General features: G+C 60.9%; 13 protein-coding genes. 7 read left to right on the forward strand and 6 right to left on the reverse strand.

Annotated features, from left to right (window positions below):
• Window positions 1-100: 100 nt before the first annotated feature.
• From QPK32_RS16235 to QPK32_RS16245, 3 genes are all read left to right on the forward strand, one after another.
• The gene (locus QPK32_RS16235; RefSeq protein ID WP_290413829.1) at window positions 101-523 is read left to right on the forward strand and encodes a type II toxin-antitoxin system RelE/ParE family toxin; all 423 of its coding nucleotides are present in this window, start codon (window positions 101-103) and stop codon (window positions 521-523) included.
• Window positions 504-833: a DNA-binding transcriptional regulator gene (locus QPK32_RS16240; protein ID WP_290413830.1), complete on the forward strand. Its 330-nt coding sequence runs from the start codon at window positions 504-506 to the stop codon at window positions 831-833. The genes QPK32_RS16235 and QPK32_RS16240 overlap by 20 nt, the downstream gene beginning before the upstream one ends.
• A 78-nt stretch (window positions 834-911) precedes the next feature.
• Complete coding sequence (locus QPK32_RS16245) at window positions 912-1,784, forward strand: sulfurtransferase (protein ID WP_290413831.1); 873 nt, start codon at window positions 912-914, stop codon at window positions 1,782-1,784.
• Between the two features lie 170 nt (window positions 1,785-1,954).
• Here QPK32_RS16245 and QPK32_RS16250 read toward each other — a convergent pair whose 3' ends face one another.
• From QPK32_RS16250 to QPK32_RS16275, 6 genes are all read right to left on the reverse strand, one after another.
• Window positions 1,955-2,542 (reverse strand): DUF4214 domain-containing protein, encoded by a 588-nt coding sequence (locus QPK32_RS16250; protein WP_290413832.1) that lies wholly within the window; start codon window positions 2,540-2,542, stop codon window positions 1,955-1,957.
• Window positions 2,543-2,816: 274 nt separating this feature from the next.
• Window positions 2,817-4,163, reverse strand: a complete 1,347-nt coding sequence (locus QPK32_RS16255) for a TolC family outer membrane protein (RefSeq protein ID WP_290413833.1) — start codon at window positions 4,161-4,163, stop codon at window positions 2,817-2,819.
• A 14-nt stretch (window positions 4,164-4,177) separates the two neighbouring features.
• A complete protein-coding gene (locus QPK32_RS16260; protein ID WP_290413834.1) occupies window positions 4,178-5,536 on the reverse strand; it encodes an HlyD family type I secretion periplasmic adaptor subunit in 1,359 nt (452 codons plus the stop codon).
• The gene (locus QPK32_RS16265; RefSeq protein WP_290413835.1) at window positions 5,537-7,333 is read right to left on the reverse strand and encodes a type I secretion system permease/ATPase; all 1,797 of its coding nucleotides are present in this window, start codon (window positions 7,331-7,333) and stop codon (window positions 5,537-5,539) included.
• A 561-nt stretch (window positions 7,334-7,894) separates the two neighbouring features.
• Window positions 7,895-10,792: a DUF4214 domain-containing protein gene (locus tag QPK32_RS16270; RefSeq protein WP_290413836.1), complete on the reverse strand. Its 2,898-nt coding sequence runs from the start codon at window positions 10,790-10,792 to the stop codon at window positions 7,895-7,897.
• A 224-nt stretch (window positions 10,793-11,016) separates the two neighbouring features.
• Entirely contained in the window at window positions 11,017-12,351 is a 1,335-nt protein-coding gene (locus tag QPK32_RS16275) for a FecR family protein (protein WP_290413837.1), read from the reverse strand.
• A 184-nt stretch (window positions 12,352-12,535) separates the two neighbouring features.
• On the opposite strand from QPK32_RS16275, the gene QPK32_RS16280 reads away from it, so the two are divergent.
• The 4 genes from QPK32_RS16280 to QPK32_RS16295 are packed head-to-tail and all read left to right on the forward strand — an operon-like array spanning window position 12,536 to window position 16,789.
• Window positions 12,536-14,356: a CHASE2 domain-containing protein gene (locus QPK32_RS16280; RefSeq protein ID WP_290413838.1), complete on the forward strand. Its 1,821-nt coding sequence runs from the start codon at window positions 12,536-12,538 to the stop codon at window positions 14,354-14,356.
• The gene (locus QPK32_RS16285) at window positions 14,353-15,621 is read left to right on the forward strand and encodes a tetratricopeptide repeat protein (RefSeq protein WP_290413839.1); all 1,269 of its coding nucleotides are present in this window, start codon (window positions 14,353-14,355) and stop codon (window positions 15,619-15,621) included. Before QPK32_RS16280 ends, QPK32_RS16285 begins: the two co-directional genes overlap by 4 nt.
• Before the next feature lie 32 nt (window positions 15,622-15,653).
• Window positions 15,654-15,980, forward strand: a complete 327-nt coding sequence (locus QPK32_RS16290; RefSeq protein WP_290413840.1) for a VanZ family protein — start codon at window positions 15,654-15,656, stop codon at window positions 15,978-15,980.
• 5 nt (window positions 15,981-15,985) lie between these two features.
• The gene (locus QPK32_RS16295) at window positions 15,986-16,789 is read left to right on the forward strand and encodes a Crp/Fnr family transcriptional regulator (protein ID WP_290413841.1); all 804 of its coding nucleotides are present in this window, start codon (window positions 15,986-15,988) and stop codon (window positions 16,787-16,789) included.
• Window positions 16,790-16,973: the final 184 nt, after the last annotated feature.

Consider the following 16,973-nt stretch of genomic DNA (forward strand, 5'->3'; position numbering starts at 1 on the left):
CTCCGTGGCGATTTACAAACAGCAAGGATCTTGACAAGCATGCCGCGTCACCGGACGAGCCGCAAAGGCCAACTAACGGACTTGGTGCTATACTTACTGGATGCCGACGAAGAAATCCATCCAAGCTCCAGCAACGGCAGACCGCGCGCCGAAAACAATGCGCGTGTTCAAAACTGCGCTGTTTGCGAAGTCGGCGCGCAAGGACGGCATTACCGACAAAGATCTATGCGTCGCCATCGAAGAGGTCATGAAAGGGCAATATGATGCGGATCTGGGCGGCGGGGTGTACAAAAAGCGCCTGAACAAAAATATGCATCGTTCAATCATCCTTGCCAAAGCCGGCAAGCGCTGGGTGTACGAATACCTTTTTGCCAAGAACGAACGCGCCAACATCGATAACGACGAAGAGCAAGGCTACAAGATGCTGGCGAAAAGTTATGCTGCGCTTACTGATACTCAGCTCAACCAGCTGATTGCCCATAAAAAGTTACTGGAGATTTGCAATGACTGCAAAGAAGACTGACCCGAAGAGCGCTCGGCTCGCTGCAATGCATGCGTCCGCAGCTGCACTACACAGCGTCGGTGCCATGGACGACAAGACGATGCGGCACTTTGAAGCGCTGTGTCTTCAACCTGTGGCCAACTTGGCCCCTGAAGAAATCAAGACTATTCGTGTGGAAAACAAATTGAGCCAGGCGCTTTTTGCGCGCTTGATCAATACCAGTGCAAGCACCGTCCAGAAATGGGAATCCGGCCAAAAGCACCCAAGCGGGCTTGCCTTGAAAATGCTGCAAGTAGTGAAAAATCGTGGGATAGAAGTACTGATGGTGTGAGCGTTGCCGCTCGGCTGACTGTGCCGCCTCCCTGCCTTATAATAGCCGGCTGTCTTTCCGCCTTCCGAACCGATCACCATGACCACGCACGTCAACATTGCCGCCTATAAATTCATCACCCTCGACAACCTCGAAGAGATGCGCCCGCAATACCAGGCGCTGTGCAACGAGCTCGGGCTCAAGGGCACCGTGCTGCTGACGCCGGAAGGCATCAATATGTTCGTCTCCGGTCCCCGCGCGCAGATCGACCAGTACCTGGCCTGGGTGCGCAGCGACCCGCGCCTGGCCGACCTGGAGTGGAAGGAAAGCCTATCGACGGAGCAATCGCACCGCCGCATGCTGGTCCGCATCAAGAAGGAAATCATCACGATGCGCATGCCCCTCATCAAGCCGGAACTGGGCCGCGCCCCGTCGGTCGACCCGAAGACCCTGAAGCGCTGGCTCGACCAGGGCCACGACGACGATGGCGTCCCCGTCGTCATGATGGAAACCCGCAACGCGTTCGAAGTCGACGTCGGCACCTTCAACAACACGCTCGACTACCGCATCGACAAGTTCAGCGAGTTCCCGGACGTCGTCGCCGCGCACAAGGACGAATTGCAGGGCAAGACCGTGGTGACCTTCTGCACCGGCGGCATCCGTTGCGAAAAAGCGGCCATCCACATGCAGAACATCGGCTACGACCGCGTCTACCAGCTCGATGGCGGCATCCTGAAGTACTTCGAGGAAGTCGGCGGCGACCACTACACGGGCGATTGCTTCGTGTTCGACTACCGTACCGCGCTGAACCCGAAACTGGAACCGACCGAGACCGTGCAGTGCTTCGCCTGCCGCGCCGTGGTGACGCCGCGCCAGCAGCTGGCGCCGGAGTATGTGGTTGGTAAATCGTGTCCGCATTGTGCGGGCAAGCAGGCGGCCAGCAAGGAAGCCGAAGGCACTGCCGCGTATTAATCAAGCGGCTTGAAAAAACGTCGTCCCTGCGCAGGCGTGATAGTGCCACCGGCACTATCACCCAATTGCCGCCTGCGTTATCGAGACGCTCGCAAAATTGGGGCCTGCCTGCGCAAGAAAACGCCCCGGACCGCGTCATGCGGCCGGGGCGTTTTTCATTGGATGCCGCTTCAGGCGATGTGCGCGACTTCGGCCGTGGCCGTCTGCGTACCGACGATCTGCGCGATGGCGTCGTCGATCAGGCTCGGCTGCATGGCGCGGGCGGCGCTGCCCAGGTCGACGACGTCGCCGACATAGTCCGACGCGATCTTGAACCCATTTGGCTTCAGGTAGGCGTCGATTTCCGCCTGGGTGTCGATATGGGTGGTGAATTCGGTAGCCACGGCGACGCGGCCGTTGAACACGACGGCATCCGCGTTCTGCGCGGTCTGCGCACCCTTGACGATTTCGCGCACCATGGTTTCCACGCTGATCGAATGCGTGTCGAGCGCATTGGTCCAGAAGTTCAGGCCTTCGGTATCGGCCGTACGGCCGAACACGTTGTTGTAGACCTTCTGGATCATCTCGCGGTTGCTCATGCCGCTGTAGGTGGCGTTGTATTCCGCCGAGGTAGCGAAATCATGCTCGATCTGGGCCAGCAGGTTCGGATTGGAGTTGCCGTTCAGGGCATCGACCCAGAACTTCAGGCCTTCCGGGTCGGCCGGGCGTTGGAAGTATTCGATGTACAGCTTTTGTACTGCTTGGGTGTTATCTGCCATGACTGCCTCCTATATCACAATGTAAAGAAATACTACCCGATTCGACAATAAGGCGGCGCAAAGCGAGCTCAATCGTGCTGAGCTAGTTGCTCATGGATACTATTTCTTGGAGGAAGTGATTGCTTACATTTCCGAATGGAATTGTTACGTATATTAAATTTCCGGGAATAAAAAAAACCGCTGCGTGAGCAGCGGTTTGGTGATTCTACAGAGCTGTTAAATGAGCGGTCACTATGTAGAATTTGCTCTTCTAAAGAATAAGCGAACCTATTAATCAGCGAAAGTACGCTGCCACCTCACGTACAGAGCTTTCATCTAACGTACCAGCATCTGCACGCAAGCGCAGCAAACCGATCAGGTAAGCATATCGCGCCTGCGCCAAATCTCGCTGGCTCGTATATAGCTGTTGTTGAGCATTCAACAAATCAAGATTAATACGAACTCCCCCCTTGATGCTCTGTTCAGTGGCAGTCATGAGTTCCTTACCGGAAGCGACAGCACGCTCCAACGCCTTGATCTTAGCGACGCTGTTTTGCACTAGGTCGAAAGATTTTCGCAACTCCACCATGATCTGGTTGGAGCGATTATCGAGATCGGCTCGGGTACGTTCCAGATTCGCGGCAGCTTGACGTGTCGTCGCACTAATCGCGCCACCTTGGTAAATAGGGATATTTAGTTGTACGCCGACAGCACGGTTCAATACATCCTGATTAAAGCTCGTTAGCGTAGCCGATTCGTCTTTACCATAGGACGCAACAAGGTCAAGACGAGGCAGATGTCCTGCCTTGTCACGCTGGACTTCCAGGCGAGCGTTTTCGATCGCCAGACGCCCAGCCGCGAGCAGCGGATTTCGCTCCAGCGCGGTAGTACGCCAGTCGTCGAACGACTTAAGCGGGAGATCTTGGAAGTGGAAATTCTCTCCAAGCTTATCAAGCGTTCCCGGGTCCATGCCGATGATGCCAGCAAGCGTATTGCGTTGGGCTACTGCATTGTTCTGGGCCTCCACCAGCTGCGCTTCGGCCAAATCCAACCGAGCTTGGGTTTCCAGCATGTCGGTTTTCGTCCCTTCGCCCTTTTCGAACAGACGATTATTTACCTTCATCTGCTCAAGGTACATGTCACGCTGCACCTTGGAGAGCTCCACCTGATCTTCGGCAAACAAGGCATCTGCGTACGCGCCGACGACACGTAAGATCACTTCATTCGTATCGGATTCGAACTTTTTCGATCCTTGCTGAGTCTGCACTTTACCTTGTCGATAACGCACAATGCCGTCAAGGTTGAGGATAGGCTGCCTCACCTGGATTACCGAAGAACGACTGATATACCGTGGCTGGTCAAAGACACGATCGCCTTCCCTCGTACAGCACTGATACCGATCCGCAATATTTCGGTTCGCAGTAACACTTGCCGACACCTGTGGCAGCAAGTTAGAACGACCGATGATTACATTTTCCTTGGCCGACTCGTTTTCATAATAATTCATCCGGTACTGCGGATCATTCTTCAGTGCCGCTTCATATGCTTGTTGCAGGCTCACCGCGGCCGCATTGCCGGCAACAAACGCCAGCAATGCCGAGGTGACCAACGCTTTCCAACTTAAAACGCTCGCCTTGTTCATCACTTTCGCCACAGTCAGTCCTCGCTCATTGAAGAATGGGCGCGGTCAAATACCGGCTTAAGCAGGTAGCTCATCATCGTGCGCTCGCCAGTCTTGACGAACAATTCTACTGGCATGCCTGGACGAATATCCATCTTATGATGGGCGATCATCTTGGCACCTTCCTGCGACACTTTTACGCGGACCTTGTAGTAAGCAGCGCCAGTACGCTCGTCGACGCTACGGTCGGCCGACACCGTTTCGACAATGCCCGGAATATGCGGTGTACGGTTGGCGTTGAATGCCGAGAAAATCAGCTCGGTCGGCAGACCATCATGGATCTTGTCGACGAGGTTGACGGGCAGCTGGCCTTCAACGATCAGGGGATCGTCGGTCGGCACGATGTCCATCATCTTGAAGCCCGGCTGCACCACGCCGCCATTGGTGAACACGGCCAGGCCGACCACGGTGCCGCTGACCGGCGCCTTGACGTCGACGTTCGACAGCTCGAATTGCTGGGCGCTCATGCGGGCGCCCTGGGCTTCCGCCTCTTTCTGCGTGTCGGCCAGCGTCGTGCGCACTTCCTTCTGGTATTCCTGCATGCGCTGAGATTTACGCAGCGTCATTTCCATGACCTGACGCTGGGCACGGCCGATGTTGCCGATGTCCTCGGAAATCTCACCCTGGAGCTGCGCGTAGGTACGCTCAAGGTCCAGCAGGCGGTTGCGGGCAACGTAGCCGTCCTTGGCCAGGTCGCGCATGCCTTCGAGTTGCTCCTTCAGGAAGCCTACCTGGGCCTTCTTGCTGTCGCGCGATTCCTGCAGGCCCTGGATCTGCACTTTCAGACCAGCAATGTTCTCATCCACGCCGCCCAGCTCATTCTGCAGCGATGCCTGACGTGAAGCCAGCAATTGGCTTTGCAGCGTCATCATCTCGGCCACGCGCGGATCATTGGCACGCTTGGTCAGCTCTTCCGGGAAGCGGATGGTTTTTTGACCGAGTTGCTCGGCCATCAATCGCGCCTCGGTGGCGCGCGCCGTCAGGTACTGCGCTTCGGTGATGTCGTAGCCGGCCTTGGCGGTAATCGCATTCATGCGCACCAGCACCTGCCCTGCCTTCACGACGTCGCCGTCCTTGACGAGGATTTCCTGGATGGTGCCCCCCGTCTGGTGCTGCACGCTCTTGCGGTTCGACTCTTTAGCCACGGTACCCGACATCGGCACGCCCTTGTCGAGCGGCGCGAAGCACGCCCAGACCAGGAAACCGACAAAGCCAAACAGCACGATCAGCCAGCCGATGCGCGCATACGAGCGCGCATCGGTGTTCACGGTCAGCGGCGCAACGTCATGGCTGATGACTTCGGTGGCCGCATCCTTCTGTTGAATCAGCTTCATTTATTTGCTTCCTTGTTCAGTCGCGGCAGCAGCTGCCTGTGCCTGCAGCTGCGCCTGGCGTGCCTGCTGCGCCGCCTGCTGTTGAGCCTGGGCTTGCGCCTGTGCTTTCTGGTTCGCTTCCTGGATGGCCGCCAGCACCTGGTCGGTCGGGCCGAATGCCTGGGCGACACCGTCGCGGAGAAGGAGCAATTTGTTGGTCGCGCCGATGATGCTGGTACGGTGCGTGATGAGCACGACGGTCTTGCCGCGGCGGCGCATGTCGAGCACGGCCTGGACCAGTGCCTGTTCGCCCACTTCATCCAGGTTCGAATTCGGCTCATCGAGCACGAGCAGTGCCGGATCGTCGTACATGGCACGTGCCAGGCCCAAACGCTGCTTCTGGCCGCCCGACAAGCCGGCGCCACCATCGCCCAGCGGCGTATCGTAGCCCTTGGGCAGGTGCAGGATCATGTCGTGGACGCCGGCACGCTTGGCGGCTTCGACGACTTTTTCCGCATCCACTTCACCGAAGCGGGCGATGTTGTCGCTGACGGTGCCGCCGAACAGCTCGATATCCTGTGGCAGGTAGCCGATGTTCGGGCCGAGTTCGGCCTTGTTCCAGCTGTAGATGTCGGCGCCGTCGAGGCGTACCTTGCCACCCACGGCAGGCCACACACCCACCAGCAGGCGCGCCAGAGTCGACTTGCCGGAACCGGAGGGACCAATGACGCCCAGCGCATCGCCCGGCACAATACCGAACGACAGGCCGCGCAACACGGCCTGCTGCGCGCCTGGCGGCGCCGCGGTCACGCTTTCGACCGTAACCGCACCCTGCGGCTTCGGCAGCTCCATGCCGGCGCTACGCTCCGGATTGTCGTTCAGCAGTTTTGCCAGACGCTCGTAGGCGCTGCGGGTACTGGCCCACGATTTCCAGACGGAGATCACCTGCTGCACCGGTGCCAATGCGCGACCGACGAGGATCGACGCGGCAATCATCATGCCCGGCGTAATACGGCCCTCGACCGCCAGCAGCGCACCGAAACCGAGCACCAGCGAGGTCAGCGAGGTCTGGAAGAACTTGGTGATTGCACCGACGACACCGGCCTTCTGGCTGGCTTCGGCTTGCAGGTTCAGGAAGCGGCTGTGCAGCTTGAACCAGCGGCGCATCAGGTTGGGCAGCATGCCCATCGATTCGATGACTTCGGCATTGCGCAGGTTGTTGGTCGCCAGGTTACCGGCGGCGAGCGCCATCGTATTGGCTTCGCTGAGCGGCCCACGCGATACGCGTTCGTTGACGACGGCCAGGACGATTAGGATGGCCGTCCCGCACAGCGCGAACAGGCCCAGCCAGGGTTCGAAGAAGAAGATGACGATGATGTAGAACGGGAACCACGGCGCGTCGAAGAACGCGAACAGCGCATTGCCGGTCAAGAACTGGCGCAGGTTGGTCAGGTCGTTCAACGCTTGGCCCGCGTTACCACCAGCACGCTTGAGGTTCTGCTCGAACGCCGCCGTATAGACGCGCTTGTTGAGAAGCATATCGAACTTGGCGCCGACACGCACCAGCACGAAGCTGCGCATCATTTCCAGCGAGGACATCAGCAGATAGGCGCCGAGCATCATCAGCGTCAGCATCAGCAACGTGATTTCGTTGCGGCTGGCGAGCACACGGTCATAGACCTGCAGCATGTAGAGCGAAGGCACCAGTGCCAGCAGGTTCGTAATGGCACTGAAGGTGCCAACGGTGACGAACGTGCTTTTGAAACCGCGCAAGGCCACCGCGATCTCGTTCTTTGCTTCGGATAGTTTATTGATCATTTTTAGGCCGTCAGGAAGAGGTGCTTGATAGCTGGATTCTGGCCAGCATCGAGCAGACGGAACATTATCGCCTAAAAACGCCAAGAAATGTGACGAGCATCACATTTTACCAAGAAGAATGTTGCGGATTTGTGGTGCCGGGATCGTTACGACAGTAGGCGTTGGCGACGCTAGCGTGACCTACCATTTTCTATCCGCATACGGGCTGCACCGGAGACGCTGCTGACATATCGCTGTTGGGCTTATCCCCCGCTTTCCGCCCGCACTCGACTGCCCTTTTCCGTTGCAGTTCACGCCAAGGCTAGCTTGTACGATGCTTGCAAATAGATGAATGCCGGCCGTCAGGCGCGTATGAAAAAGGGCCATGCTTTTCAGCATGACCCCTCGAAGGTACCGTTGTTATGCGTTCGCGTTACGTTATTCCATCCGGCCGACACTCAGCAGAGCAATGCTCCGCATTCGACAGCACTACAGAAAGTCAAACTGACCGACCGACAAAACAAGAACACCTTAGTTTTCGCGGAACCCCGCAAAGCTCGGTCCCGCAAAAACGACGCTTAATTAAGCAACCTTGCCGCCCAGATCCACGATCAGAGCATTCTGATCGATGGTGCCGGTCAGCTTGACGATGGTGTCAGCTGCGTCCACACCGCCCACGGTACCGGTGGTGGCATCGTGGTAGATGTAGGTGTCACCGCCCAGGGCGAACACAACGGTGTGAACCGTCGAGGTCATGGCAGCGGCCGCATCTTTCAGGGCCAGATCCAGGTCGGTCTGGGTCGTGGTGAACTTGACGACGTCAGTGGTGGTCACGCCGGTCAGGATCAGCGAGTCCGACTTGGCATCCAGCGACTTGCCATCAGCAGCCAGAACCAGGTTCAGGCCGGTAACCGTGTCGATTGCGCCGTAGTTCGAAGCACCCAGGCTGATCTTGTCAACGCCAGCACCCAGCTTGATGGTTTCAGCTGCGGTGTTGGTCGAGATGTACTCCAGACCAGCGATTGCCTTGCCTGCGTCGGTACCGACGGTGTACTTGCCACCCAGGCCCGATGCATCAACCGAAACCAGCGCGGTGTCGTCTGCGTTGGTGATGGTTGCCGAACCGGTGCCCGACACGGTAACCGACTTCAGTGCTGCGTCGGTTGCGCTGTTATTCAGCACGAACTTGGCGACGGTGTCGGTTTCGCCATCGGCGGTCAGGCCGTTGGTCACGGTAACGATAGCCGACTGAGCGTCGCCCGCCAGGGTACCGACAACGCCAGCGGCGGTCGTGCCTGCCGAGACGGTCAGTTTGACGATGTCGGCGTTGGCGGTCACGGTGCCGGTGGCTTTTTCGGTGATGTTCAGCGTGCCAGCATAGACAGCGTCTTTTGCCGGGGTGCTGCCTGCAGCCACGGTCGCTGCGCTGTAGCCCGAAGCCGACACGTGCAGGTCGCCGTTGGCAACGATCGCTTGCGAGCCGACTTTTTCGATGTACGAACCAGCGCCCAGGTTGATCGTGGTGTAGGTGGCAGCCAGCTTCGATGCGTCGAACGAGACGGTCGACGAACCTTCGACGCCGGTGAGCTTCAGGGTTTCGAAGTTCTTGACCAGCTTGTTGAAGACGATGAAGTCGTCAGCGGTACGAGCGGTCTTCGAACCAGCGACCGAGATGGTGTCGGTACCGGCGCCACCGTCGATGACATCGGTAGTTGCCAGGGTGCCGGTCAGAGCGATGGTGTCGTTGCCTTCGCCGCCCATGATGTTGAGCGCGACGCCAGCGGTCTTGGTGACGTTGATGGTATCGTCGCCAGCACCTGCATCGACGGTGATCGAGCCGCCAGAGCCGGTCGACACGACAGTGATCGTGTCTTTGCCAGCGCCGGTCGAGATCGATGCGTTCTTGGCAGCGTCGCTGCCAGCAGCAGCAGCGGTAGCGAAGATGGCGTTGATGTTGTCGTTACCGGTACCGGTGCGGATGGTCAGAACCTTGGTCGCAACAGCATCAACAGCATCAGAACCACCATTACCATCTTCATCCGCCGGAACTTCCGGAACAGCCGCAGTGCCGCCAGCGAAGGTGATGCCACCGGTCGAAGCCGATGCGTCAATCGTGGTTACGTTACCGCTGTCTGCATCGGTGTCATCAACGGTCAGGGTGGTCTTCACTGCGGTGTTAACCGTCAGGGTCGAAACCGAAACGCCGGTCGACGATGCGCCAGTCTTGACGTTCAGTGCCAGCGAAGCAGCGTCGTCGCCTTCGGGGTCAGCTTGAGCGATGGAGCCCGACACGGTGACGGACGACAGCGAAGCACCCGACACGTTCAGGGTAGCTTGATTGTTGGCGGTAGCGCCAGTCACGCCGCTCAGAGCCACTTTGGCCGAGGTAGCAGCGTCAGCAGCTGCAACGCTCAGAGCGGTAGCACCGGTGGCCGACACGTTGGTGAAGGTTGCGGTGGTGCCGGCAGCCAGCTTGGTCACGCCAGTAGCCAGGCCAACTTGGTTGATGTTGGTTGCGCCGACGAACTTCGATGCATCAACAGTGGTGGTGCCGTTGGTGGTGGTGCCGAACACAGCGCCAGTCTGGTTGTAGATGTTGATGGTTTCAACATTCTTCACCGTGCCTTGCTGGACAACGTTGAACTTAGCAGCAGCGCCGTCGACAGTGCCAGTGCCGGTGTAGATGTTCAGCGTGTCTTTACCTGCACCGCCGTCGATCGTGTCGAATGCGCCCAGGGTATTGGCACCAGTGCCTTGCGCGTTTTGCGGGATGGCGTTGAACACGTCGTCGCCAGCGGTGCCGTTGAAGGTATCGACGCCGATGGTCAGACCGGTGGTCGAGCCCGGAACCGACACGTTAACGATGGTGTTGATCGCATCGTTGATGTTCGACTGGTATGCGGTCACGTCGGTGCTGCTGTTCACGCCTTGCAGCAGCGAACGGCCGGTTGCAGCAGCATCTTCGCCTGCATAGGCGTTGAATTCGGTCGGAGTGTCCAGTGCATCGGTGAACGCGGTAGCGACGCTCAGCTTGTGTTGCACGGTCAGCGCATCCAGCTTGCCCTGGTCCGAGGTGTTGTTCAGTGCGCCTTGGGTGATGGCAGCAGCGGCGTTAGCCTTGCTCAGAGCGCCCGAGGTGATAGCGTTGACCCAGAAGTTGAAGCCAGCGGTGTCAGCTTCGCGGCCCAGAACGTTTTGGTAGATGTTAGCAACGAAGCGCGAGATGCCGATCTGGCTGTTGTCGTTACCGTACAGGGCAATCGACTCTTCCGAGTTGTTGAAGGTGTTGACCAGCTTCGACAGCGCAGTGGTGCCGGCGGCGTCAGCCTGCACAGCAGCTTGCACTTCAGCGAAGGTCTTCGGTGCGCCCATTGCGTCGAGCTGAGCCGAGAAGTTCTGCAGGCCAAAGTAGTCAGCCGGACGGCCGAAGTACGAGATGTACAGTTGTTGCACTACTGCGGTGTAGTCTTGTGCTGCCATGATGTTTAAATCCTTTAAGATTGTGGTTATAACCAAGTCTGCTGCCGGACCGTACTGCTGTGTTCCGGTAGGCTATTGCAGAACTGCGAAGTATATTGCCAGATCGCCAGAGCAGTGTTGTGACCGCCATCACAAACGCCAACTTTTTTACGCTGTTGCTACATCTTTTTTACAAATTCTTTCAAAAAACCACCGGGTATCGCTAAAAATCTTTCTTTATATATTCAGCGCCCCCATAAAGTTGCGCCAGTTACGGTCATTCCAGGATTCGCGTAATTCTTGAAGATATACCCCGCTTGCTCAGCATTGGCACCTCCCAAGTAACCTCGGATAATCGTGTCGGAGCGTTTGTCCTCATAGAGCATCCCCTTGTCTGTAATGACGCCACTACCATTGACATTTGCACGATCATTACCAGCGCTCACGACCAACGAAGTAGCAAACGTTTTCTTGGAAAAGTCCATGCTCAGCTGCGCGGAATCGATATTCGCTAATCGGTCCCCATCTGCGTTGCTAATGATCGCTTCACCTTTCGTCAGTGCGAACGCTGCAGTACCCTCATTCGGCATCACCAGCGCAGAATTCTTCAACCGAGTAATTGCGTAAGGCCCGTAATAAGTCGCAAGGTCCACATCCGCATCGCCGATACGACCTAATACTGCCGGCATGCCGGCAATTGCCTGCCAGCGGCCCCAGAAGACTTCGGGCACCGAAGGAAGCGCCGGTTTCGGAGGTTCCACAATCACGACGGGAGGAGGAGTCACGACAACGGGACCCGGGATGGAAGGAGCCGGCGTCTCAGGCGGCGTCTGCCCCGTTACGGGACGCACATTATTCAGCGCTTGTTCCGAGCGTTGCGGATCCAAGTTCACCTGCGTCGTCGGCGCCTGTGCCGTCGGCTTGGCGGCTGGTTCATCGCTGCGAGGCTTTTCGGCTTGATCCGGTACCAGCGCAGGATTCTGCAGCAATTGCGGCACAGTCTTGCCGCGCTCTATCTGCAACAACCCCGCCTGCCCTGCAAACAACTCCCGCGCATTCCGCCCTTCACACGGCCCCGTCCCCGCCGCCGAGCAATTGCTACCAAACCCGCTCATCACCACACCACCCGACAGCACGGTCACGCGCGTCGTCTGCTGGTCGGTGTAGACGGTGAAGTCGGTGCCGCGCACGCCGATCGCGGCGACGGGCGTGTTGAAGCGGAAGTTCTGGCGCGCCTGCTTGACGCCCTGGCCCGAGATCGCGCGGGCCACGCCCTGCACCAGCTCGAGCTTCACCTGGGTCTTCGACGGGTCGTTCTTGTCGATCGAATACGCCACCACGCGCGCGGTGCTGTTGGGGCGCAGGATCAGGAAGCCGTCGTCGACGGTCTTCACGTAGACGTAGCCGTCGGCGCCGGTCGAGAGCTCGTCGCCCTCCTGTATCGTGGCATCCTGGACGGCGGCGTGGCGGCCCACTTGCGCCTGGCCCGTGACGAACACGACGCGGCCGGCTTCCGCCGCCAGCGCACTGTCGGCGAACGACCACAACAGGGCAGCAGCTACCGCGAATTTTTTAAACATACAATCCTCCATCCCTAGCATTGTGCGGGCTCAACAGATAAAATCTGTGACACCCATCACAATTTACAATTCTTACACCTGTGCTCGCTACCGGCAAAATATTTCTTTTCGCAAATACAACCCGGTATACTCCAGCTTTTCCCCGTCGCCGTACTTTCCCGGCCCCGCGTCCGCCTCAATGACCATGTCCCGCTCCCTGCGCATCGACTTGCGTGATCCTGCCGTCCTGCGCGGCCTGATCGCGCTCGTCGCGCTCGCCATGGCGGCATGGCTGCAATGGCAAGGCGGCACCACGCTCACGGTGGCGGCGGACGAGTGGCTGCGCGACCGGTTCATCCAGCTACAAGCCAGCAATGAACCGGAACGGCGCGTGCTGGTGGTCGACATCGACGAAAGCAGCGTGGCGCAGATCGCCTGGCCCTGGCCGCGTGCGCGCATCGCCGACCTGGTCGAGCTGGCGCTGGCCGATGGCGCCCGCGGCGTCGCGCTGGACATCCTGATGGAAAAGCCGGCCGATGCCGAAGGCGACATGCGCCTGGCGATGCTCGCCAGCCACGGCCCCCTCGTGCTGGCCCAGATGTTCGATTATCTGCACGCCGATGCGCCGCTCGCCGGCGGCCAGCTCGTCGGCGGCATGCCTGGAAACAATCCCGCCCTGCCCGCCCAGGGCTACCTGGCCAACCACCCGGGCCTGGCCGGGGCGCGCTACGCCGGCAACATCGGCGTGCTGCCGGATGCCGACGGCACGCTGCGCCGCCTGCCCGTGTTCACCAATTACCAGGCGCGAGTCTATCCTACGCTCGCGCTCGCTTTGATGCAGTGTTGCGGCGGCGCGACGGCGACGCTGCCGCTGCGCGCCGTCGAGCGCGTGCCGTACGCGCGCAGCTGGGCCGCCTACGATGTCGTCAAGGCGGCCGACCTGCTGGCGGGACGCATGCCGCCCGGCATGGCGCGCGGCAAGCTGGTGCTGATCGGTTCCTCGTCGCTGAGCATCGGCGACCGCGTGTCGACGCCGCTGGGTGCCTCCAGCGCGGGCCTGCTGGTCCACGCGTCCATGCTGACGTCGCTGCTCGACCGCCAGCAGGGGCTGGCGCCGGCGCCGCTGCCGGGCAAGGCGATCGCGTTCCTCTTCGTGCTGGCCGTCGTGCTGCTGACGAGCTATACGCTGCCGCGCATGTCGGCCGCGGCGAACGCCTTGCTGCTGGGCACCAGCGCCCTGCTGTGGCTGACCGTGGCCTGGGTGCTGGCGCCGCGCGACCCGGATTTTGCGCCGGCGGCGCCGCTGCTGTGCTGCCTCTATTTATTAGCGGTGGCCGTGCCGTTCCAGTGGGAGCTGGCGCAGCGCCGCTCGCGCCAGCTGCTCGGCACGCTGCGCCAGTACGTGGCGGGCGAAGTCGTGGACGAGCTGCTGCGCAGCGATTTGAAGGATCCGCTGGCGCCACGGCGCCTGGAAGTAACGACCCTGGTGGCGGACATGCAGGGGTATACGAGCCAGGTCGAGTCGCTGTCGCTGGAAGAGGCGTCGGACCTGACGACGCAATTCCTGGAATGCCTGACTCGCCCCGTGCTCGCGCAGCGCGGCACCCTGGATAAATACACGGGCGACGGCCTGGTCGCCTTCTGGGGCGCGCCGCTGCCGAACGCGGAGCACGCGGACCTGGCGCTGGACGCGGCCGCGCGCATCCTGCACGAGGTGGCGCAGTTCTCGGCCCTGCGCGTGGCCAGCGGCAAGCCGGCGCTGCGCGTGCGCATCGGCATCGAGAGCGGCGTGGCCATGGCCGGCGACTACGGCACGGCCGCGCGCAGTATCTATACGGCCGTCGGCGACAGCGTGAACACGGCGGCGCGCCTGGAGCAGGCCGCGCGCGACTATCCGCACGACGTCATCGTCGGCGAAGGCACGGCGGCGCTGGCCAAGCGCCACCGGCTGCTGCTGCTGGGCGAGCGCCAACTGCGCGGCAAGGGCCGGCCCACGCGCGTCTACACGCTGGAGTCCGGCGAATGAAGCGCTTGCTCTTTTGCGCCGCGCTGGCCGCGGCGTCCTGGCCGTGCCTGGCGGGCGCCCAGGAATCGGTTCCGGACCCGGCTCCCACTGCCGCCGCCACGCCGGCGGACCCGCAGGACGAGCTGTACCGCGCCGCCCTGCGCGCACTGGCCGACGGGCGCACGGAAGAAGCGGCCGCCATGCTGCGCCGGGTGCTGGTGCTGGAACCGCGCCACGCCGGCGCCTGGATGGACCTGGCCATCAGCGAGTGCGAACTGGGCAACGCGGCGGAGGCGGACCGCCTGTTCGGCGAACTGCAGCACCGCTTCGCCCTGCCGCCGGGCATGCTCGAGGCCGTCGCACGCTACCGCGCCACCGGCTGCGGCAAGCCGGCCGCGCGCGAAGGCAGCGTGTGGCTGCTGGCGGCCACGCGCGGCCACGACGACAACGTCAACCAGGGCGCCAGCGATCCGCGCTTCACCATCGGCACCGGCAGCACGCAGACGGAATACGAACTCGACCCGGCCTTCCTGCCGCGCGCCGACAGTTTCAGCCAGCTGGCCGTATCCTGGCTGCGCCCGCTCGGCAACACGGGCACGAACGCCATCGTGCAAGCCTATTCGCGCTGGCACGACGAGGTGCGCGAGCAGGACACGGCCTCGGTGCTGGGCGCACTCGAACACACGTGGAAGCCGGGCGGCTGGCTGCTGCGCGGCACCGCCGCGCTGGGCTATGTGACGCTGGACCGCACGCTCTACCAGCGCCAGCAGCAGTTGCAGGCGCGCATCACGCCGCCGTGGAAGCTGCCGGCCGGCGCCGACTTCGCGTTGTCCGCCAACGTCAGCCGCGTGGATTATCCGACGCGGCCGGCCTACGACGGCAATACGGTGGAGCTGGGCGGCATCGCCGGCTACCGCACCAGGCGCAGCCTGACGCAGCTGACGCTGACGCGCCTGCACGACGACAGTTCCGACGACCGCCCGGGCGGCGACCGCGACGGCTGGTTCGGCAGCGTGCAATGGGTGGGAGAGGCGGCCGAGAACGTGACGCTGGAAGCGGGCGCCACGCGCCAGCGCTGGCACAGCAAGACGCTGTATTCGCCCGGGCTGATCGAGACGCGGCGCCTGCAGAACACCACCACGCTGCGCACCGCCGCCAACTGGCAGCTGCGTCCGCACACCACCCTCGTACTGGAGTGGCGCGCAACACTCAACCGCGAGAATATCTCGCTGTTCCAATATAATAGCCATGCCCTGCAGCTGAGTTTGCGCTGGGATAATTTCTAACGCCAGGATTGGTGTACAAGCAATAGGCCGATATGTCCTGGGAATTGATCGTCTTCGTGGCGGCCGCTTGTGCGGTCGCCCTCGGATGCCTGCTGCCGGCGCGCTGGCTTCCACTGCTTCCGCATGACAAGCTGCTGCATTTCATTGCATTTGCGGGCTTGAGCACGCTTGCGCTGCTCATCGAGCCCGACTGGACCCGGCGCCTCGTATGGCTGCTGGGGCTGCTGCTGGCCGGACTGGCCATCGAATTATTGCAAAAACTGGTGCCCGGACGCAGTTTTTGCTGGCGCGACATGGGTGCGAACACGGCCGGCATCGCCGCCGCCACCCTGGCATTCGGGCTCATCAAGGTGATCTGATACGCATGACATCGTCGACAAAACGCAAGGCCGACATCGGCAAGAACGACCTCGAGAAGGACGCCGCCCCCGGCAACCTGGTGCCTGACCCGGCCGCCGCGGCCGCCAACGAGCCGGTCCAGCAGGAGCAGGAAGTGCAGATCCACCTGCGCAAGATCCCGCTGCTGGCCAACCTCAGCGACGAGGACATGCAGCAGGTGAAATCGAACCTGCGCATCCGCCAGTACGCCAAGCGCGATGTCGTGCTGCAGAAAGGCGCGCCGGGCGACAGCCTGCTGTTCCTGCTGAGCGGCTCGCTGCAGGTCATCGACGTCACCGAGGACGGCCGCGCGATCGGCCTGCGCATGCTGCAGCCGGGCGACTTTTTCGGGGAAATCGCCGTCATCAACGGCGCCATGCGCTCGGCGTCGGTGGTGGCGCTCACGCCCGTGCTGGTGGCCCTGCTGCCGCGCGCGATCGCCCTGCACATGTTCACCCACTCGCCGTCGGTGGCGCACCAGATGCTGCGCTTCCTGGCCGAGAAGGTGCAGCGAGACTCGGAATTCCGCGCCCTGCTCAGCATCCACAACACCTCGCGCCGCATCTTCACGTTCCTGAACCTGCTGAAGGAAAAGAAGGAAGGCGACGTGCACGTGGTGGAAAACCTGCCTACCCACCAGGACATCGCCAACATGATCAATACCAGCCGCGAGACCGTCACGCGCGCGCTGCTGGCGCTGGTGCAGCAGGGCATCATCGAAAAGGGCACGCACCGCATCACCATCATCAAGCCGGACGAGTTGCAGAAGCTGATCCAGGGCGACGGTTGATTCCGACGACCGTCGTCCCCGCGCAGGCGGGGACCCAAGTTCGTGGCTACAGCCCGGATCATTGGGTCCCTGCCTGCGCAGGGACGACGAATTAGTTGCCTGAAATAAACAGGTAACAATTAGTAAAGCGTAAATTCCTCATCTGCATCATGTTATAATCGGCAACTTATCTTCGGGATTCTTC

The organism is Massilia sp. YIM B02763 (assembly GCF_030412015.1).
Lineage (GTDB): Bacteria > Pseudomonadota > Gammaproteobacteria > Burkholderiales > Burkholderiaceae_D > Telluria.

Coding starts and splice junctions, on each gene's coding strand:
- QPK32_RS16235 (WP_290413829.1), top strand. CDS start 101: ATGCCGACGAAGAAATCCATCCAAGCTCCAGCAACGGCAGACCGCGCG.
- QPK32_RS16240 (WP_290413830.1), top strand. CDS start 504: ATGACTGCAAAGAAGACTGACCCGAAGAGCGCTCGGCTCGCTGCAATG.
- QPK32_RS16245 (WP_290413831.1), top strand. CDS start 912: ATGACCACGCACGTCAACATTGCCGCCTATAAATTCATCACCCTCGAC.
- QPK32_RS16250 (WP_290413832.1), bottom strand. CDS start 2,542: ATGGCAGATAACACCCAAGCAGTACAAAAGCTGTACATCGAATACTTC.
- QPK32_RS16255 (WP_290413833.1), bottom strand. CDS start 4,163: ATGAACAAGGCGAGCGTTTTAAGTTGGAAAGCGTTGGTCACCTCGGCA.
- QPK32_RS16260 (WP_290413834.1), bottom strand. CDS start 5,536: ATGAAGCTGATTCAACAGAAGGATGCGGCCACCGAAGTCATCAGCCAT.
- QPK32_RS16265 (WP_290413835.1), bottom strand. CDS start 7,333: ATGATCAATAAACTATCCGAAGCAAAGAACGAGATCGCGGTGGCCTTG.
- QPK32_RS16270 (WP_290413836.1), bottom strand. CDS start 10,792: ATGGCAGCACAAGACTACACCGCAGTAGTGCAACAACTGTACATCTCG.
- QPK32_RS16275 (WP_290413837.1), bottom strand. CDS start 12,351: ATGTTTAAAAAATTCGCGGTAGCTGCTGCCCTGTTGTGGTCGTTCGCC.
- QPK32_RS16280 (WP_290413838.1), top strand. CDS start 12,536: ATGTCCCGCTCCCTGCGCATCGACTTGCGTGATCCTGCCGTCCTGCGC.
- QPK32_RS16285 (WP_290413839.1), top strand. CDS start 14,353: ATGAAGCGCTTGCTCTTTTGCGCCGCGCTGGCCGCGGCGTCCTGGCCG.
- QPK32_RS16290 (WP_290413840.1), top strand. CDS start 15,654: ATGTCCTGGGAATTGATCGTCTTCGTGGCGGCCGCTTGTGCGGTCGCC.
- QPK32_RS16295 (WP_290413841.1), top strand. CDS start 15,986: ATGACATCGTCGACAAAACGCAAGGCCGACATCGGCAAGAACGACCTC.